Annotated in this window: 19 protein-coding genes; 3 read left to right on the forward strand and 16 right to left on the reverse strand. The window is 27.7% G+C overall.

What is annotated here, in order from left to right; all coding sequences use genetic code 11:
• Positions 1-18 precede the first annotated feature (18 nt).
• Positions 19-696 (reverse strand): beta/alpha barrel domain-containing protein, encoded by a 678-nt coding sequence (locus ABDZ60_RS03365; RefSeq protein ID WP_016208074.1) that lies wholly within the window; start codon positions 694-696, stop codon positions 19-21.
• 248 nt (positions 697-944) lie between these two features.
• On the opposite strand from ABDZ60_RS03365, the gene ABDZ60_RS03370 reads away from it, so the two are divergent.
• Both ABDZ60_RS03370 and ABDZ60_RS03375 read left to right on the forward strand, forming a co-directional pair.
• Positions 945-2111 (forward strand): DUF1576 domain-containing protein, encoded by a 1167-nt coding sequence (locus ABDZ60_RS03370; RefSeq protein WP_343776016.1) that lies wholly within the window; start codon positions 945-947, stop codon positions 2109-2111.
• Positions 2112-2114: 3 nt separating this feature from the next.
• Entirely contained in the window at positions 2115-2459 is a 345-nt protein-coding gene (locus ABDZ60_RS03375; protein ID WP_343776019.1) for a hypothetical protein, read from the forward strand.
• 98 nt (positions 2460-2557) lie between these two features.
• Here the strand turns inward: ABDZ60_RS03375 and ABDZ60_RS03380 are convergent, their stop codons facing one another.
• From ABDZ60_RS03380 to ABDZ60_RS03430, 11 genes are all read right to left on the reverse strand, one after another.
• Complete coding sequence (locus tag ABDZ60_RS03380) at positions 2558-3052, reverse strand: peptidoglycan recognition protein family protein (RefSeq protein WP_343776022.1); 495 nt, start codon at positions 3050-3052, stop codon at positions 2558-2560.
• An 84-nt stretch (positions 3053-3136) separates the two neighbouring features.
• Positions 3137-3634 (reverse strand): NAD(+) diphosphatase, encoded by a 498-nt coding sequence (locus ABDZ60_RS03385; RefSeq protein ID WP_016208078.1) that lies wholly within the window; start codon positions 3632-3634, stop codon positions 3137-3139.
• Positions 3635-3685: 51 nt separating this feature from the next.
• On the reverse strand, positions 3686-4381 hold the full coding sequence (gene sfsA, locus ABDZ60_RS03390; RefSeq protein ID WP_343776025.1) for a DNA/RNA nuclease SfsA: 696 nt from the start codon (positions 4379-4381) through the stop codon (positions 3686-3688).
• Between the two features lie 506 nt (positions 4382-4887).
• Positions 4888-5184: a DUF3892 domain-containing protein gene (locus tag ABDZ60_RS03395; protein ID WP_047000402.1), complete on the reverse strand. Its 297-nt coding sequence runs from the start codon at positions 5182-5184 to the stop codon at positions 4888-4890.
• Between the two features lie 224 nt (positions 5185-5408).
• Positions 5409-5849: a hypothetical protein gene (locus ABDZ60_RS03400; RefSeq protein WP_047000401.1), complete on the reverse strand. Its 441-nt coding sequence runs from the start codon at positions 5847-5849 to the stop codon at positions 5409-5411.
• 47 nt (positions 5850-5896) lie between these two features.
• The gene (locus tag ABDZ60_RS03405; RefSeq protein ID WP_343776033.1) at positions 5897-6490 is read right to left on the reverse strand and encodes a response regulator; all 594 of its coding nucleotides are present in this window, start codon (positions 6488-6490) and stop codon (positions 5897-5899) included.
• A 20-nt stretch (positions 6491-6510) separates the two neighbouring features.
• Positions 6511-8337 (reverse strand): ATP-binding protein, encoded by a 1827-nt coding sequence (locus ABDZ60_RS03410; protein ID WP_343776036.1) that lies wholly within the window; start codon positions 8335-8337, stop codon positions 6511-6513.
• 184 nt (positions 8338-8521) lie between these two features.
• Positions 8522-9109 carry a rubrerythrin gene (gene rbr, locus ABDZ60_RS03415; protein ID WP_016208086.1) on the reverse strand — a complete coding sequence of 196 codons (588 nt, stop codon included), beginning with the start codon at positions 9107-9109 and terminating at the stop codon, positions 8522-8524.
• Positions 9110-9325: 216 nt separating this feature from the next.
• Positions 9326-11200, reverse strand: coding sequence for a PTS fructose transporter subunit IIABC (locus tag ABDZ60_RS03420; RefSeq protein ID WP_343776040.1), 1875 nt, complete (start codon positions 11198-11200; stop codon positions 9326-9328).
• Between the two features lie 16 nt (positions 11201-11216).
• Positions 11217-12122 carry a 1-phosphofructokinase gene (gene pfkB / locus ABDZ60_RS03425; protein WP_016208088.1) on the reverse strand — a complete coding sequence of 302 codons (906 nt, stop codon included), beginning with the start codon at positions 12120-12122 and terminating at the stop codon, positions 11217-11219.
• A complete protein-coding gene (locus ABDZ60_RS03430) occupies positions 12119-12871 on the reverse strand; it encodes a DeoR/GlpR family DNA-binding transcription regulator (RefSeq protein WP_016208089.1) in 753 nt (250 codons plus the stop codon). The genes pfkB and ABDZ60_RS03430 overlap by 4 nt, the downstream gene beginning before the upstream one ends.
• Before the next feature lie 319 nt (positions 12872-13190).
• On the opposite strand from ABDZ60_RS03430, the gene pflB reads away from it, so the two are divergent.
• Complete coding sequence (gene pflB, locus ABDZ60_RS03435; RefSeq protein ID WP_016208090.1) at positions 13191-15419, forward strand: formate C-acetyltransferase; 2229 nt, start codon at positions 13191-13193, stop codon at positions 15417-15419.
• A gap of 177 nt (positions 15420-15596) precedes the next feature.
• Here the strand turns inward: pflB and ABDZ60_RS03440 are convergent, their stop codons facing one another.
• The 4 genes from ABDZ60_RS03440 to ABDZ60_RS03455 form a co-directional block, all read right to left on the reverse strand.
• Positions 15597-16484 carry a tocopherol cyclase family protein gene (locus ABDZ60_RS03440; RefSeq protein ID WP_343776045.1) on the reverse strand — a complete coding sequence of 296 codons (888 nt, stop codon included), beginning with the start codon at positions 16482-16484 and terminating at the stop codon, positions 15597-15599.
• Positions 16474-17916 carry an FAD-dependent oxidoreductase gene (locus ABDZ60_RS03445; protein ID WP_016208092.1) on the reverse strand — a complete coding sequence of 481 codons (1443 nt, stop codon included), beginning with the start codon at positions 17914-17916 and terminating at the stop codon, positions 16474-16476. The genes ABDZ60_RS03440 and ABDZ60_RS03445 overlap by 11 nt, the downstream gene beginning before the upstream one ends.
• 74 nt (positions 17917-17990) lie before the next feature.
• Entirely contained in the window at positions 17991-18473 is a 483-nt protein-coding gene (locus ABDZ60_RS03450; protein ID WP_016208093.1) for a metal-dependent transcriptional regulator, read from the reverse strand.
• Positions 18474-18645: 172 nt separating this feature from the next.
• Positions 18646-18933 carry a hypothetical protein gene (locus ABDZ60_RS03455; RefSeq protein ID WP_343776049.1) on the reverse strand — a complete coding sequence of 96 codons (288 nt, stop codon included), beginning with the start codon at positions 18931-18933 and terminating at the stop codon, positions 18646-18648.
• Positions 18934-19095 lie beyond the last annotated feature (162 nt).

Below are 19095 nucleotides of genomic sequence, written 5' to 3' on the forward strand. Positions count from 1 at the left end.
AAATTGCTAAAATGCTTATTAATATCCATCCCTATATTTATCCATAAGATTTCCCATTACATCCCCTGATGGTGGTGGAGTATATGTTATAGCATTAGCTCCTGCTTCTATTGTTTTCATTATAGTTTCTTCCGTTGGACCTCCTGTCGCTATTATAGGAAAAGTTGGAAACTGCTCTCTTATTCTTCTAACAATTTCTGGTGTGTTTTTTCCTCCAGAAACATTTAATATAGTAGATCCAGCTTCTATTCTCTCTGCAGGATTTTCACATTCTGAAACAATGGTCACTATTACAGGTATATCTATAACTGTTCGTATTTTCTTTATTATTTCATTTGATGTTGGAGCATTAACTACCACTCCCATAGCACCTTTAAACTCTGCATCCAATGCTAAGTTTACAACCCTTTTTCCTTGAGTTATTCCACCACCTACGCCACAAAAAACTGGCACATCTGCTGCCATAACTAATGCTTGAGTTATAAGTGGTTGAGGAGTAAATGGATATACCGCTATTATAGCGTCTGCATTAGTATTTCTTATAATTGCAACATCAGTAGTAAATAATAATGATTTTATTCTTTTTCCAAATATTTTTATTCCGCTACATTCCCTTATGCAAGAAGGTACTTCTATCACATGGCTTCTTAATATTCCTTTTATCTCTGGTACTTGCTTAATTTTTTTCCCATCCACACTGAACTCCTCCTATTTTTATTTATATTTAACTAATTTTTAGATATAATTATATTATACTACTTTAGTACTATATAACTAGTTAATTTTATAAAATTAACTTAATTTATTCAACATTATTTTAAGTTTTTAATATTAATATTTATAGATATTTATTTTGAGAGGTGATTTTTATAGTAAAGAGGAAAATTTACTCCCCTTATATTGTTTTATTAGTAATGTATCTGTTCTTTATCTTGGTTGCATTTTTGCATGATTCTCCATCTGAAATATTTACTGGACTAAAAAAAATAATTTTAAGCCCAGATATTTTAATAACTGACTATGTTGAAATTGGTGGGATAGGTGCATCCTTATTTAATTCAGCTTTAACTAGTATTCTTTCTATGTTTCTTTTAATATTTATAGGTGTAAAACCTAATGGTTCAACAATCATGTCTTTATGGCTAATGACTGGCTTCGCTTTCTTTGGAAAAAACATTTTGAACATTTGGCCAATAATTATAGGTGTGTACTTATATTCTAGGTATCAAAAAGAACCCTTTCTTAATTATAGTCTAGTGGCTTTGCTTTCAACTACCTTAGCACCTACAGTAAGTCAGCTTAGTTTTACTGATCATTTTTCTACTTTATTTGCCTTAGTTTTAGGGCACGGCATAGGTATACTTACTGGATTTATAATAGCGCCTGTAGCTTCTCACTGTGTAAAGTCACATAATGGTTATAATTTATATAATGTAGGCTTTGCAGCAGGATTATTTGCAACACTTTTAATGTCTATTCTTAGAGCTGTAGGCATAGAGTTTGAAACTAGAATGATTTGGAATACAGGATCTAATTTAATATTTTCAATACTATTATTTACAATCTCTTTATACTTAATGGTAATAGGATTGTTTTATAATCCTCATCCTAAAGAAAAATTACTTTCTATCATAAAACAACCTGGTAGATTAGTTAGTGATTTCTATTTACTATTTGGAGAAACATGTTATATTAATATGAGTATCCTTGGTTTTACATCTACACTTTTAGTAATTTTTTTAGATGGAGACTTAAATGGTCCAACTATATCTGGAATATTCACTATAATTGGATTTGGAGCCTTTGGTAAACATTTACGCAATGTTGTTCCTATTATTATAGGTGCTCTAATAGGTGCTTTAATACACGTAAATCCTATAAATTCTCCATCCTTAATATTATCAATATTATTTTCTACAGCACTTTCTCCTATTGCCGGAAAATTCGGCATCAAAATAGGAATCTTAGCTGGATTTTTACATGTAAATATGGTTACCAATATAGGGTATCTTCATGGCGGCCTTAATTTGTATAATAATGGCTTAGCAGCAGGATTTGTAGCTATGATTTTAATCCCTATAATTAATGTTTTTAAGAAGGAGACTGTATAAAATATGAAATTTAATTTTGAGAAAAACTTAAGAATAGTTAATGAACTAATGACATATCTTCATAAATTAGGTTGTAGTGATATCAATGTAAATTTACACACTGAAGAATCATATACTAATTTTATTATCTGGGGAAAAACCCAAGAAATTAATGACACAGAATTATCCAATCTAAATAAACTATTAAATACTAAACGCCAACATGAATTAGAAGAGTATTATTGGAGCTTAGGTGGCGACTGTGAACTAGATGAGGAGCTTTCTTTAGTTGGAATGATGGTAGATACTGCAGAAATTAAATTTAATGATGGAATTCTAACTTTAAACATATTTAGAAGCCACTCTTAATATTCAATATTTTGATAATAAAAAGCAGTTGTAGATTTATTTAAAATAATTCGCAACTGCTTTTTATTATCAACTTTTAAGTTTTATTCTTATATAGCTTATACTACATTTAGCTGTTTCTTTATTTCTTCAAAAGGAAAATTTGCTCCTGGGCACTCTGTATTTCTTACATCTTTATGCCTTTTTAAATCAGTGATATTATATTTATTCATTAGGTATTTTGATAATTCGATAACACTAGTCATTTGTTGTGGAGTTAAATACTCATTGTTGAAGTTCCCTTCTAAAGCAATTCCAAAAGCCTTGCTATTGACACCTGGTGCATGTGATCCTACAGCATTTTCAGGTCTACCTCTGTATATAGTTCCATCTTTTCTTATATAAAAGTGATATCCTATTCCAGCCCATCCTCTATCTTTGTGAATTTGATCTATTTGCTGAGGAGTCATATTATTATCTGCGGTATGATGATATACTATCATAGAAGGCTTTAAATTGTAAGTTAATGGAGTTGCCCAATTATATTCAACTTCATTAATTTTAAATTGTCGGTTTAAAAGCTTGTCTTTTAAGCTTCTTAATTTCTTCCTCATTATTACCCCAAACTTATTGATATATTAAAATTATATGTATTCTATTTCAATTTGTTAATATAAAGTTATGAGTAATAACTTAATTTATCTTCTTGATTTAACGTTTAATACCTTTTCAACAACTTTTGTTCCTATTATATCTTCCTTCATTTCATTTAGAGCATTTGAAAGTTTGCTCCATCCCATTCCTTCAACCTCATTAGATTTTTTTATTTGTCCTGATACAAAATCTGCAACAAATGTTATCATTAGAATTTCTTTATCTTTAACATAATCAGACCCAAGATAAGTTATATTATTTATTTCAATTCCTGCTTCTTCTTTTACCTCTCTATAAACTGCTTCTTCTGCGGTTTCATTATTTCCAACATATCCAGATAGTAATACCTTAGAATTCTCGTATATGTAGCTTTGTTTTAATAATAATATCTCATCTTCCTTAATTATAGCTACCATTATACATGGTTTTGGTGTGTCAAAAAACATCAAATCATCATGTAAGCAATAAGGCACACCCCCTTCATCCCAACTATATTTTTCCTCTAACTCTCTTCCACATAAAGGACAAAACTTGTACTTCATATTACACCTCTTAATTCTCTAAATAAATCTTTATTACAACTTCTATGTTATTTATAATATTATATCAACAATATCATTTATTTCAATTCCCTCTTCATAAACTATACAATTATATGCCATTATATCAACATTGCTTTTCTTTGCAAGTCTTAAGGCTTCACCGAATCCTGGATCTGTCAAATCATTAGGTGAAAAAGTTTTTACATTATCTAGCTGTATCAAAAATAAAATTCCAGCTCCAAATCCTTGCTTTTTAGCTTCTATTAATTCTAATATGTGTCTTGCACCTCTTTCAGTTGGTGCATCTGGAAATCTACAATGACCATTTTCTTCTAAAGTTACTCCCTTAACTTCAAGATAATATATATTATTATCTTTTTCTGTAGATAACTTAAAATCAAATCTACTCTTTCCAAAAGTTTTTTCTCTTTCAATTTTTTCATATTTCCTTAAAGAATCAATTTTCTTATTTATTAAGGCCTCATTAACTACTTTATTTGGTATTTGGGAATCTATATTGATCAATATATCTTCTTTCATAGCTGCTATTAAATCATATTTAGTTTTTCTAGTGGGATTTAATTCTTCTCTTAAAAAAACCTTTGTTCCTTCTTTAAGTATTTCTCTACATCTTCCTGTATTAGGTACATGAACAACAATTTCTTCTCCATTCAATATAACATTTGCATTAAACCTATTGGGTCTTTTTTTAAATATTCCTTCATATATATTTTTATTATATTTCATATATTTCTCCTTAATTTCAGCATTGTCCTATATTTCCTACAATTTTTTACATTAATTTTATCCACAGGTAATAAATCCTAGCAAGTTGTCCACAGGTGAATTTATAAAATATCACCATTTTATCTATATTTATAGTATTATTGTAACATTATCCACAGTTTTTATCCACATTTTGTACAAACCGTGGATAACTCTATTTCTTAAAAATATAAATACTTTTTTCCTTGTTGCATCTTACTACATATACTAATCTTATTCATCAATAATCATCATATTGTTACAAACATATATTCTTTACATATATATTGTGTCAATACCCTTTAGAAAAGTTTTCAACAGTTTTTTCAACTTGTCCACATTTTGTGGATAACTTTCCACAGTTTTAACACTTTTCCACTATAAATGACCTTATTTTATTCCTAAAAAGTCTTATTTTAATTAATTTGTTAATAAATATTTTAAGAAAGCTAAGTAATCAAAATATTAGTTAGCTTTCTTAAAAACTATTACTTAATTACTGGTAATGAACTTAAATTATTATTTTCATTTTCATCTGGAAGACTTCTTAAATATTCCTCTCCTTTTCTAGAAACTCCAACTGCAACTCCTGCTATTTGACCATTTTTAGCCATTTGCACCCCTTCTTCTTTATTTATCCTTTTCCCATTTGAAAGTTCATATCCAACTATTTCCCCAGAATTCTTAATTATTGCTCTTATTGATTGTGCATCATTATTTGGTGTTGGAACATCCTTATTTATATTTCTTGGAAGGTCTCCAATCATTTCATTTTTTTCCTTCATAATAACACCTCCTATTAATTATACTTTTATTTTATCCATTAAAAATTCTTTAATACTTTTTATTTTTAAACCAAAATTTTCTTATTCAGTCCTTCCACTCCAAGTCACCGTAAACTTACATATAACCTTTCAAAAGCTAGAGGAAAAAGTTATAAATAGTTATCCATATGATAAACTTTTTATAACTTGTATAAAAATAAAAAGGATAATTTTCATTATCCTTTTTACCCTAAAATTTTTTCAGCCTGTTCTTTTAATAATTTAATATTATTTTCTGCATCTACAGTTGTAAAATTATAAACATCTGTAAAGTTATAAAAATAATTTGCAATTGCTATTTTTGTGGCTCTAGTAATTTTTAATTCACTAGCTAAATTTTCTAAAAAATCTACTTCTTTATCTTCATACTCACCATCAACTAAAGATAATCCTACTAATTCAAAATATATAATCCTCTTAGATCTATCACTGGACTTTCTTATTACTTCTATTATGTCCTCATATTTAAGATTATAAATTTCCTTATCTTCTATTTCTAATTCCTCTTTATATTCCTTTAAAAGTACTTTTTCTTCCTTCGCAAACTCATTATCTACATCTGCAAAAATTGAAACTAGGTTTATAAAAGCAATACCTTCTTCTTTATTTAATTCTTTCAAAAACATATTCGTATCCCCCTATTTAAAAATTTCTTATATTTATTATATTAATATTAATTAAACAATTTATATATATCTTTAAATCTTTTTTCTTCCTCTATATTTCCAGTCAATTTATTAACTTCACTTATCAATAAATATATTTCTTTATTATATGGATTTATCGATAATGCTTTTTTTAATAATTCATACGCTTCATATATTTTTTCTATATCATCTATATTTAGAAGTTCCTTAGATATCTTTAGTATTTCATCAACTCTAAATTCTATATTATCATTATTTTTTCTTTCAATTTCATCTAATACTAGATTTATTCTGTCAGGTGAAAAAGGTTTTTGAAGATATATAAGTGCTCCTAATTTTGTACATTCTATCGCATTTTTTACTGTTGCAAAAGCAGTCATTATAACAACAGGGCAAGTACTTCTAACTTCTTTAATTCCTTTTAATACTTCAGTGCCACTTATTCCAGGCATTCTTATATCTAAAAATATTAAATCTATTTTTTCACTTTTATTATTTATTATATTTAATGCCTCTATACCATTATCTGCAGTAACTACTTTATAACCTCTTAATTCTAAACAAGTACTTAATAATATTCTTATATTTTTAGTATCATCAATAACTAAAACTCTTTTCATATACTCATCTCCTACTAGCTTCATGATAATGGAATAGTAAATATAAATTTACTTCCAAATCCTAATTCACTTTCACACCATATCTTTCCTTCATGCATCTCTACAACTTCTTTGGCTATAGAAAGTCCTAGTCCTGTGCTTTCTTCAGGTATTTCAAAACCTTCTACTCTAACAAATTTTTCAAACACTTTTTCTAAATAATTATTAGGTATCCCTCTACCAGTATCTATTACACATATATATATCTTTTTATTCTTAACATACGTCTTTAATTTAACTGACCCCTTTTCTGTATATCTTATTGCATTAGATACTAAGTTATTTAATACCCATTTTATTTTTTCTTCATCTATTTTAGCCTCTGGTAATTCTTTTTCCAAATCTAACATGATATCTAAACCCTTATCTATTGCTTGAGTCTTAAAATTTGTTGCACAGCTCTCTATTAATTCATTTACATTGCTTATTTTCATATTAAATGTAGTTGAATTTGAGTGTATTTGAGATATCTTTAAAAGGTTAGATACTAATTCATTCAATTTTTGTGTATCTTCTTTAATAGTTTCTACTATATTTTGTTGTTTTTCATTTAGTACTCCTATACTACTATTATTTATTAATCCAATTCCCATCATTATAGATGTTAATGGGGTCTTTAGCTCATGAGATATAGTGCCTATAAAGTTTGCTTTAACAATTTCTAATTCTTTTAGACTAGTGATATTTTTAAATAATACTACTACTCCATTAACTTTTTCTTCTGGGCCTTTAATTATTGTTAGTGTCAAATTAAAAAAATACTTTTTATTATTTCTTTTTATTTCAATTATTTTTTCTTTATCCTCATACTTTAAATTAGTTTCACATCTAATATATTCATAGACCTCTGGTAAATTTATAATTTCTAGTAAAGCTCTATTGGTAAATTTCTTTTCGTTAATATCAAAGAAATTTTGTCCTTCATCATTTATAAATTGAACTTTATATTCATTGTCTAATAATATTATCGGATCGGATATACTTTTAATTATACTCAAAGATTTATTCTTCTCTGCCATTAAATAATCTTCAGCATTCTTTTCAAAGTCATGCAATCTATTAGTCATATTATTAAATTCCTTTGCTAATAGTCCAACTTCATCTTGATATATTACTGGAGCTTGTTTATTTAAGTTACCTTCTTTTACTGACTTCACAGCATTTATTAATAAATGTATTGGATTAAAGTATCTATTAGTTAAAAACATAGCTATAGATCCTCCAATTATTGCTCCAATTATAGAAACAAACATAACGAAATATATTGATGAATTTCCATTAGCCTTAAGCATTTGTTGCTTTTTAAACATAGCATCTTCATTTAATTGCTTTAACTCTTGTAAACTTTTATTAATTAGCACAACATCATTGGTTATTGTTTTTTCATAAATTTTTACTAATTCTTCATGGTTTTGTCCATTATTATAATCTTGTAGACTTGAAAATGATTTACTAAATTCTATATATTGTAAGTTAACTGTATCTATTAATTCTATTTCCCCAGGTTCAGTTATATTACCCTTTTCAATATAGAACCACTTATAAAATTCATCATCATTTACGTGAAATAAATTTAATGCCTCTTCTTTATTTCCCTGTAGGTATATTAATATAGCCTTATCTTGATTATAAATACAATTAGTCATATTATTAATTGTATTTATACTTTTGTAATTATTTCCTATAAAAATATCTGTGGATGTCTTTATTTTGTACATATTAATAGTAGATACAATACCTACTATTATTATAATAACTACTAAAGTTATATATATTGTCGTAAATTTTTTCTTTAAGGAATTAGTCATAAAATTAACCTTCCATCTTAAAATATTAACTCTATCTTAATTATATATATGTTTTATTTAATAATCTACATAATTTATTTCAATTAAAATACTCAATTCAAACTTAAAAGTTCAATAAATTCTTTTCATATATTCATATATAAAAATAAAAGCTTAAGGAAAAATCCTTAAGCTTTTATTTTTATTAATAATTTTCTGCTGCTACTTCAAAATATCCTTGTGGATGTAAGCATGCTGGACATACTTTTGGTGCTTCTTCACCTTCAAATATATATCCACAGTTAGTACATTTCCATAAAACTGTTTCATCTTTCTTAAATACTTTGCCTTCTTCTAAATTCTTTAATAGCTTATTGTATCTTCTTTCATGCATATTCTCTACTTCAGTTATTCTTTCATAAGCTATTGCTACTTCTGGGAAGCCTTCTTCTCTTGCAATTCTTGCGAATTCTGGATAATCATGAGCCCATTCCTCATGCTCTCCTGCTGCTGCAGATTTTAAATTTTCTGCAGTTTCTTGAGAAAATGCTACTGGATATGCTGCATTGATTTCAATTTGTTCTCCTTGGAAATCATTTAGTAAAAATTTATAGAATCTTTTTGCATGTTCTTTTTCTTGTTCTGCAGTTTCCATGAATATGTTCGCAATTTGTACATATCCTTGTTTTCTTGCTACGCTTGAATAATAAGTATATCTTGTTCTTGCTTGTGATTCTCCAGCAAAAGATTTCATTAAGTTTTCTGCTGTTTTAGTTCCTTTTAAACTTTTCATTTTTACCACTCTCCTAAATAATAATTTTTTCTATACGTTACCATTATATTACATACATGGTTTATTATCAAATAATTAAAGAATAAATATTCCTATTTAATAGTTTATTCCTCTAAATTTTTACGTATTTTTTAAAATTACTATTTATTAATATATTCATGAATTCAATTCAATATTCTCTCAAAATAAGAAATTCTAAAATTACATTCTATATTATTATTTTTTATTTTTCTTTAATATAGATAATACTATCATTCCTACTAGTGAACCTACAACTAGCGCTGCAAAATATCCTAATGGATTCTCTATAACTGGAAGAACAAAAATTCCACCATGAGGTGCTCTTAGTGAACATCCAAATGCCATTGATAATGCTCCTGCTGTTGCTGAACCTACTACACAAGCTGGTATTACTCTTAATGGATCAGCTGCTGCAAAAGGTATTGCTCCTTCTGTTATAAATGATAATCCCATTATATAATTCGTTACTGCTGATTGTCTTTCTTTAGCTGTAAATTTCTTCTTAAAGAAAGTAGTGCATAAAGCTATTGCTAGTGGTGGTACCATACCACCAATCATAACTGCTGCCATAAATTCAAATTGTCCATTAGCTAATGATGCTGTTCCAAATACATATGCTGCCTTATTAATTGGACCTCCCATATCAACAGCCATCATTCCACCTAAAACTGCGCCTAATAAAATCTTACTACCACTTCCCATTCCATTTAAGAAGTTATTCATAGCATTATTTAATGCTGATACAGGTGGATTTACTACAAATATAATTATTGCTCCTATCAATAAGATTCCAAGTAAAGGATATATTAATACAGGTTTTATTCCTTCTAATGCATCTGGTAATCCCTTAAAAATTTTCTTTAGGAAAAGCACTAAATAACCTGCTATAAATCCTGATAACAGTGCTCCTAAGAAACCTGATCCTCCTGCATTAGCTATAGCTCCGCCTACAAAACCAACTGCTAATGCCGGTCTATCACCTATACTCATTGCTATATATCCTGCTAATATAGGTAACATAAATCCAAATGCTGTTCCACCTATATTTTTAAAGAAAGCTGCAAATGGAGTATTGCTTCCAAAATTAGATGGATCTATACTATAATCGTCAAATAAGAATGCTAATGCTATTAAAATACCTCCACCTATAACAAATGGTAGCATATGAGATACACCATTCATAAGGTGCTTATATATTTGATGTCCTATACTTTCTTTTTCTTCTGATACTTCTTCATTTGAAGATTTTACTCCATTGTGATGATAAATTGGGGCATCTCCTGATTTAGCTTTATTTATTAATTCTTCTGCTTTGTGTATTCCATTTGAAACCTTGGTTTGGATAACTTTTTTACCATCAAATCTAGCCATTTCAACTTTTTTATCAGCCGCAATTATTATACATTCTGCTTCTTTTATTTCCTTTGAAGTTAACACATTCTTAGCTCCACCTGAACCATTGGTTTCTACTTTAATTGAAACCCCCAGTTCCTTAGCTTTTTCTTCTAAACTTTCTGCTGCCATATAAGTGTGAGCTATTCCTGTAGGACACGCAGTTACAGCTAAAACTTTATATCCATTTTTACTTTCCTCTTTATCTTTGTTTAACTTTTTACTTTCAAAATTATCTATTAACTTTATAAATTGCTCTGCTGATTTAGCGTTTAATAATGCACTTCTAAAGTTTTCATCCATTAACATAGTTGATAATCTTGCTAAGACTTCTAAATGAAGATTATTTTCTCCATCCGGCGCTGCAATCATAAAAAACAACTTTGCTTTTTCACCATCTAAGGAATCATAATCAACTCCATCATATACTACTATTGCTGATAAACCTGCTTCTTTAACAGCTTTTGTTTTAGCATGTGGTATAGCAATCCCGTCTCCTATACCAGTTGTGCTGAGTTCTTCCCTTTTTAAAACTTCCCTTTTATATTCTTCCTTATTATTTAAGTTTCCTGATAAATTCATTAAATCAACTAATTTATCAATAGCCTCTCCCTTTGAAGAAACATTATTAGGATTTATTGCTATAGATTTTTTATTTAATAAATCTGTTATTTTCATTTTATTACCCCCCGATCTATAATATTTCATTTAATAATTCATAAACTTTTTCTTTTGTTGCTAATCCTTCTGAAAATGCACTTGCACTTCCAGTTGCTACTCCCATTTTAAACGCTTCATCTAATCTTTCATTTTTTAAATATCCAGCTATGAACCCTGCCACCATAGAATCTCCTGCCCCTACTGAATTTATAACCCTTCCTTTAGGAGCTCTAGATTTTATTACTTCATTGTCTTCATTTATAAATATTGCTCCATCAGCAGCTCGAGAAATTAAAACATTTCTTGCTCCCATTTCTTTAAGCTTTTTAGCATATTTTATTATGTCTTCTTCATTTTTTATAGTAACATTAAATAACTCTGCTAACTCGTGATGGTTAGGTTTTATTAAGAATGGACTATATTTTAATACATTTAATAGAAGTTCTCCCGTCGCATCAACAATGAATTTAATTTCTTTTTTAGATAACTTCTCCATTATTATTTCATATATATTTTTAGGAAGAGTTTTAGGAATGCTTCCTGCTAAAACTAAAATATCGCCTTTTTGTAGTAAATCCAACTTTTTATATAATTGTTCTAAATCATTATCAGATATATTAGGCCCTTGACCATTTATTTCTGATTCTTCCTTGGATTTAAGTTTAACATTTATTCTAGACATTCCATTACTAAGCTTTATAAAATCTGTACTGCATCCAAAAGATTTTACCTTCCTCTCTATTTCATCTCCTGTAAAACCTGCTATATACCCAAGTGCTATATTTTTTTCATCTAAGTTTTTTAATACTATAGAAACATTTATTCCTTTTCCTCCTGGATAAACCTCTTCGTAAGATGTTCTATTTACCTCTCCTAACTTAAAATCATGAACTCTCACAACATAATCTAACGCCGGATTAAAAGTTATAGTATAAATCATAGTTTTAAAACCTCCACTATTTCTGCCTTTTTATAATAACTACTATCTTCTAATAATGTTGTTATTATAACTGCTTCATCTATTTCTCCAAAAGTTATTGAGCTAATTGAATTAAACTTTGTTTGGTCTGCTAATATATATGGATTTCTTGTCCTTTTTATTGCTTCTTCTTTGACTAATGCTTCTTTTATATCTGGTGTTGTATATCCTCTATATTCTGATATTCCATTTGTTCCAAAAAAGCCTTTAGTAAAATTATATCTTTTTAAGTTATTTATGGCTTCAACTCCAACTACTGCCTCTGTTGATATCTTTATTTCCCCACCAAGTATATAAGTTGTAAATCCATTACTTATCAGCTTTTTAGCTTGATTTATTCCATTAGTAACATATATAGCATCTTTTTCTTTTAGAAAATCAATTATTAAATTTGTTGTTGTACCTGAATCTATATATACAAAATCACCTTTTTTTATAAGACTTGCTGAATATTTTGCAATTATAGATTTATCAATAACATTTAATGTTTCTCTTGTTGATACTAAATCATCTTGTGTATTAAAATCTTTCTCTAATAATGTAGCCCCTCCATGTACCTTATTTAGTTTTCCTTCTTTATGTAAATAATTCAAATCTCTTCTTATAGTAGATTCTGAGGTATTTAGCATTTCTACAAGTTCGCTCACATATACAGCGGAATTGGTACTTAATTGTTCTAATATAATTTTATGTCTTTCTTCTGTTAGCACTAAATATCACCTCCAAATTTATAATACACCTTTTAGTAAATGTTTTCAAGCATTTTCGTTCAAAAAAATTCACTTTCATTCATTTTTTAAGTCAAATACCTTCAACAAACTAAAAAATATAAACTTTTTTATATTTTGTGATTATAATCACTTATTTATCAATTTATCAATTTTATAATTATATTATCAAAATTATAATTATAGCGGTTGAAACTAGTTGACTTTAATGATAAAATCTATTTGAGAAACATTCTTTATTAATAATATTTTTCCAGTAAATTCTGAATGTTTTGAATTGTTTGAAAAAGGGGTGCAATATATGAATCAAGAATGGATTAATTTTAAAGAAGGTCAATGGACTAAATCTATTGATGTTAGAAACTTTATACAATTAAACTACACTCCATACAACGGTAATGACAGCTTTTTAGTTGGTGCAACAGATGCTACCAAAACTCTATGGAATGAAGTAAGTGAATTATTTGTAAAAGAAAGAGAAAATGGTGTTTTAGATATTGATACTGAAACTATCTCTGGAATTAACGAATACAAAGCCGGTTATATTGATAAGGCTTTTGAAAAAATAGTTGGTGTTCAAACTGATGCTCCACTAAAAAGAGCTGTTATGCCTTTTGGTGGTGTAAGAATGGCTGAAAATGCTGCTAAATCATATGGCTATGAAGTAAGTCCAAGAATTTCAGAAATATTTACTAAATATAGAAAAAGCCATAATCAAGGTGTATTTGATGCTTATACTGATGAAATGAGATTAGCAAGAAAATCTGGTGTTATAACTGGACTTCCTGATGCTTATGGTAGAGGAAGAATAATAGGTGATTATAGAAGAGTTGCTCTATATGGAGTAGATAGACTAATAGAAGATAAAATTGCTCAAAAGAAAAGCTTAGAAGTTAGAGTTATAGATGAAGATGTAATTAGATTAAGAGAAGAACTTTCTGATCAAATTGTAGCTTTAAAAGAATTAAAAGGCTTAGCTCAAACTTATGGATTAGATATTTCAAAACCTGCTACTAATTCAAGAGAAGCAATCCAATGGTTATATTTTGGTTTCTTAGGAGCTATAAAAGATCAAAATGGTGCTGCAATGTCTCTTGGTAGAACATCTACTTTCTTAGATATATATATAGAAAGAGACTTAAAAGCTGGTTTAATAACAGAAGAGGATGCTCAAGAATTAGTTGACCATTTTGTTATGAAATTAAGACTTGTTAAATTCTTAAGAACTCCAGAGTACAATGATTTATTCTCAGGAGATCCAACTTGGGTTACTGAATCAATCGGCGGTATGGGATTAGATGGAAGAACATTAGTTACTAAGAACTCTTTCAGAATTCTTAATACACTATATACTTTAGGACCATCACCAGAACCTAACTTAACTGTACTTTGGTCAACAAGATTACCTCAAGGCTTTAAGGATTTCTGCTCAAAAGTTTCTATTGATACAAGTTCAGTTCAATATGAAAATGATGATTTAATGGCTCCTTACTGGGGAGATGATTATGCAATTGCTTGTTGTGTATCTGCAATGAGAGTTGGTAAACAAATGCAATTCTTTGGTGCTAGAGTTAACTTAGCAAAAACTTTACTTTATGCTATAAATGGTGGTAAAGATGAAAAATATGGAATGCAAGTTGGTCCAAAATTAGCTCCAATAACTAGCGAATATTTAAATTATGATGAAGTAATGGAGAAATTTGAAATAATGACAGATTGGTTAGCTAACCTTTATGTTAATACTTTAAATGTTATCCACTATATGCATGATAAATATTCATATGAAAAATTACAAATGGCACTTCATGATAGAGATGTATTTAGAACAATGGCTTGTGGTATAGCTGGACTTTCAGTTTGTGCTGACTCACTATCTGCTATTAAATATGCTAAAGTAAAACCTATAAGAAATGAAGAAGGTGTTGCTATAGATTTTGAAGTTGAAGGCGATTTCCCTAAATACGGAAATGATGATGATAGAGTTGATGATATAGCAGTTTATTTAGTTGAAAATATGATGAATAAGATCAGACAAAATAAGACTTATAGAAATGCTTATCACACTCAATCAGTATTAACTATAACTTCAAATGTTGTTTATGGTAAAAAGACTGGTACTACTCCTGATGGTAGAAAAGCTGGAGAACCATTTGCTCCAGGTGCTAACCCAATGCATGGAAGAGATAACAGTGGTTCATTAGCATCATTAAACTCAGTTGCTAAATTACCATATGAACATTCACAAGATGGTATATCAAATACCTTCTCAATAATTCCAGATGCTTTAGGTAAAAACCCTGAAGACAGAATTAAGAATTTAAGTTCATTAATGGATGGATATTTTGGTCAAAATGCTCATCACTTAAATGTAAATGTATTTGATAGAGAAACTCTATTAGATGCTATGGAGCACCCAGAATTATATCCTCAATTAACTATAAGAGTTTCAGGATACGCTGTAAACTTCATTAAGTTAACAAGAGAACAACAATTAGATGTTATAAACAGAACTTTCCATAAATCAATGTAATTAGTGTAAAGTTTCTTTTAAACTATGAAATGAAAAAGAAAAAACCCATATTGGTTTTTTCTTTTTTTAATTTCTTATTTTTTATCTGTTACCTGCTATCTATTGCCTGTTACCTGTTACCTGTTACCTAAATTCTACTAAAATATATTAAAATTTTTTAATCATACTTATAAAATTTTAATTGCTAACTGGTACATATTCAAAGCTTGCATTTTTGCTTTCTAAATTAAAAATTATTTTATTTTTTATGTAAAACTTATATATTGAAGTACATGATATGTTTTCATAAATAGTTCTTTTCATTTCTCCACCATCTGGTGCCAATAACTTTTGAGGATAATTCTCGTTAATTTCTATTTCTAATTTATATTTTCCTCTTTTTATTATTAATCCTCCTTCATTATAATTAATTATTTTTACTCCATTATAAGTTGCTAATCTATATTCTTTGCCCTTATACAAAACACATGCTATACAGCCCTTAAATTCAAGTCCTAAAAATGGAATATCGGCAATAGAAACCATAATGCTTGCTTTTTCATTTTTAAAATCATTTCCTTGAACCCATAAATATGACTTAGGAAACGAACTGCCCCAATCTTTTTCTATATATCCAATTCCATTTTCTATAATTTCATCTTCATTATTTATACTTAATTTTCCACTAACCATATGATGCAAACTTATTATTCCATGATTACACTCCATAAAAGGACATAAAGCAAATGGTCCCATTATATCTCCTTTAATTGGAGTAAGATTTTCATAAGTTAACTTGCCTTTTACTTTTATTTCATTACTTACTACATTTAATATTAAACCATTTTTGGAAAATAAATTATCTTTTATCTTAATAGTTAATTTATCCTTACTTATTGAAAAGTCTTTAAAATCATACTTTATATTATATGTTTTTTCATTAGTTATTATTTGAATAAATGCATACTTCAAACCATTTCTATCTATATTTACTCCAGGAATAAATGCTATACTTCTATCATCACATTGGTGCTTAAAGTACCATCCTTCAAAAAATCCCTTTTTATTATATTTACTATTTTTCATATTTTAGTTCCTTAATAGCTGGTGAATCTAATAAGTTTCCCTTATAGTCAAATCTTGATCCATGACAAGGACAATCCCAAGATGAATCATCAACATTCCACTTTAATTCACAACCCAAATGTGGACATTTTGTAGAAACTGTATATATCTTTCCATCATTATCTTTATATACTCCTACCTTTTCCCCATTATAAATAATTGTTTCTCCTTCTCCATTATTTACATTCTCTATAGTTTCCATTGGAAGGCTTATTTTTTGAGCTATAAAATTATATGCTGTTTCTACTCCATCTCTAACTAAATTTTTTATTGAAGCTGTAATATCAAATCTATTTTCCGAAAATATTTTACAAAAATCATTTTCTTCGCCAGTTATCATATCACTTATTATTATTGCTGAAACCATAGATGATGTCATTCCCCATTTGTTAAAGCCAGTAGCTACATAAACATTTGGCATTTCTTTAGAATATACTCCTATATATGGTATTCCATCAGATGTCATACAATCTTGTGCTGACCAATTGTATTTTTCTATAGCAGTAGGATAAACCTTTTTAGCAAATTCTCTAAGATTATTATAACAACCTCCTGATTCATTATTTCCTGTTCTTTTATCTGATCCACCCAAAATTAATAAATCCTTATATCTTCTAAATGAATATCCAGCTGTATTTTCATCTTTATACATTCCGTTAACTATTTGAGCATTTTCTAGTGCAATTACATAAGATCTTTCTTGATGCATTCTTAAAAAATAGTATCCTGGAACATTTATAATTGGAAAGTGAGTTGCAACTACTATACTTTTAGCTTTAATCTTTCCATGTTTAGTTATTACAGTATCCTCTTTTATATCTATAGCTGTTGTATCTTCATAAATTGTCAAATCCTTTGCTATATAATTTAAAAATTTAATTGGATTAAATTGTGCTTGATTTTTAAATTTTACAGCCTTAGCTATTTTAAATGGTAACTCAATTTCATCTACTAATTCTGCATCTATTCCTATTTTAATAGCTGCTTTATATTCACTTTCTATTTTTCTTGAATTATTTAAGCTATATATATATGCATCCTCTCTTTTGAAGTCACAATCTATTTTATTGGCTTCAATTATATCATTATAAGTTTCTATTGCTAATTGATTTGCTTTAGCATATCTTTTTGCATTTTCTTCTCCGAACTCCTTAATTAACTTATTATATATTATATCGTGTTGTATTGTTATTTTAGCCGTAGTATTTTTGGTATTCCCACTTAATATTTTTCCTCTTTCTATAACTACAACATTTATTCCTCTTTCTTTTAGCATATATGCAGTTAATAATCCTGTTATTCCTGCTCCTATAACAACAGCTTCGACTTCTATATCACTTTTTAAAGCTTCTCTTTCCTTTATTTTATAATTTCTACTCCAAACTGATTTCATAAAAATATCACCTCTTTGATTATTATTCCATTAAATTTGGTATTTAAACAAATTATTAAGAGATGATAATTTTATTATATTCTATTATCACTTTTTAAAATCACATTATTATCTAAAGTACTCTTTATTTCTGGATGCTTTTCAATTACATCTATAAAGTTAATTATTCTTTCAAATGTTTCTTTACTTAAGACATGCTCTATTTTCTCTGTTTCATGTAGTAAGTATTTTTTTACTCCTAATACCTGTAAAAACTTTTCAACAGTATTATGTCTATTTAATAAATATTTACCATAACTAGTTCCATTTTCAGTTAGTTTTATATATCCATACCTTTCATAATTGGCTAGATTAAGATCGTCTAGTTTTTTTATCATCTTTGTTATTGATGCTGGCTTTACATTTAATGCTTTTGATAAATCACCTACTCTTGTAAACCCCTTTTCTTCTGATAATCTATATATCATCTCTATGTAATCTTCCATTGAAGCTGTAATTAGTCTACTATCATTTTTTAAGTAATTATTAAAAGTATAAAATCCTTCACTCTCCTTCATTCCATCCTCCTACTACTTGGCTATCTTTATATTATATTTAACGATAAAACATAAAATTCTATAAAGTTATATATTTCTGTATTAATATATAGATTGATTGTATAATTATTTTTATGAATTAACTATAAATTCCCTAATGATAGTAAATATCATTAGGGAATTTAAATTTACATTATTTCGGTCCATTTTCTAATAATTCTTTACTACTATCATTTCCACAACAGTTCTTTTTCTTTCCTCTAGACATCATTATTACCATTGATAGCATCATTAGTGGGCATATAAATGGTGCTATTAATCCAAGTAATCCACTTATTTTAGGAAATACCTTAGATATTATTGGTAATAAAGACACAATAATTATAGGCAATCCACAACAAAGTATCATATGCAGTAAATATTTAAAATTATTATGCTTAACATCAGATTTACTTTCATTATTTCCTCTATGACAATTCATATTAACACTCTCCTAATATTATTTTGAATATTTATATTTACAAATACTTTTTTATATCAACCCCTTTAAATTATTTTTCTATAGACTTATATTAAACAATTTTGATGAAGAAAATATGAATAAATACTTATATTATAAATAAATATTTAAGACAAATAAAAA

Source organism: Clostridium sartagoforme (assembly GCF_039521405.1).
GTDB classification, from domain to species: Bacteria; Bacillota; Clostridia; order Clostridiales; family Clostridiaceae; genus Clostridium; species Clostridium sartagoforme.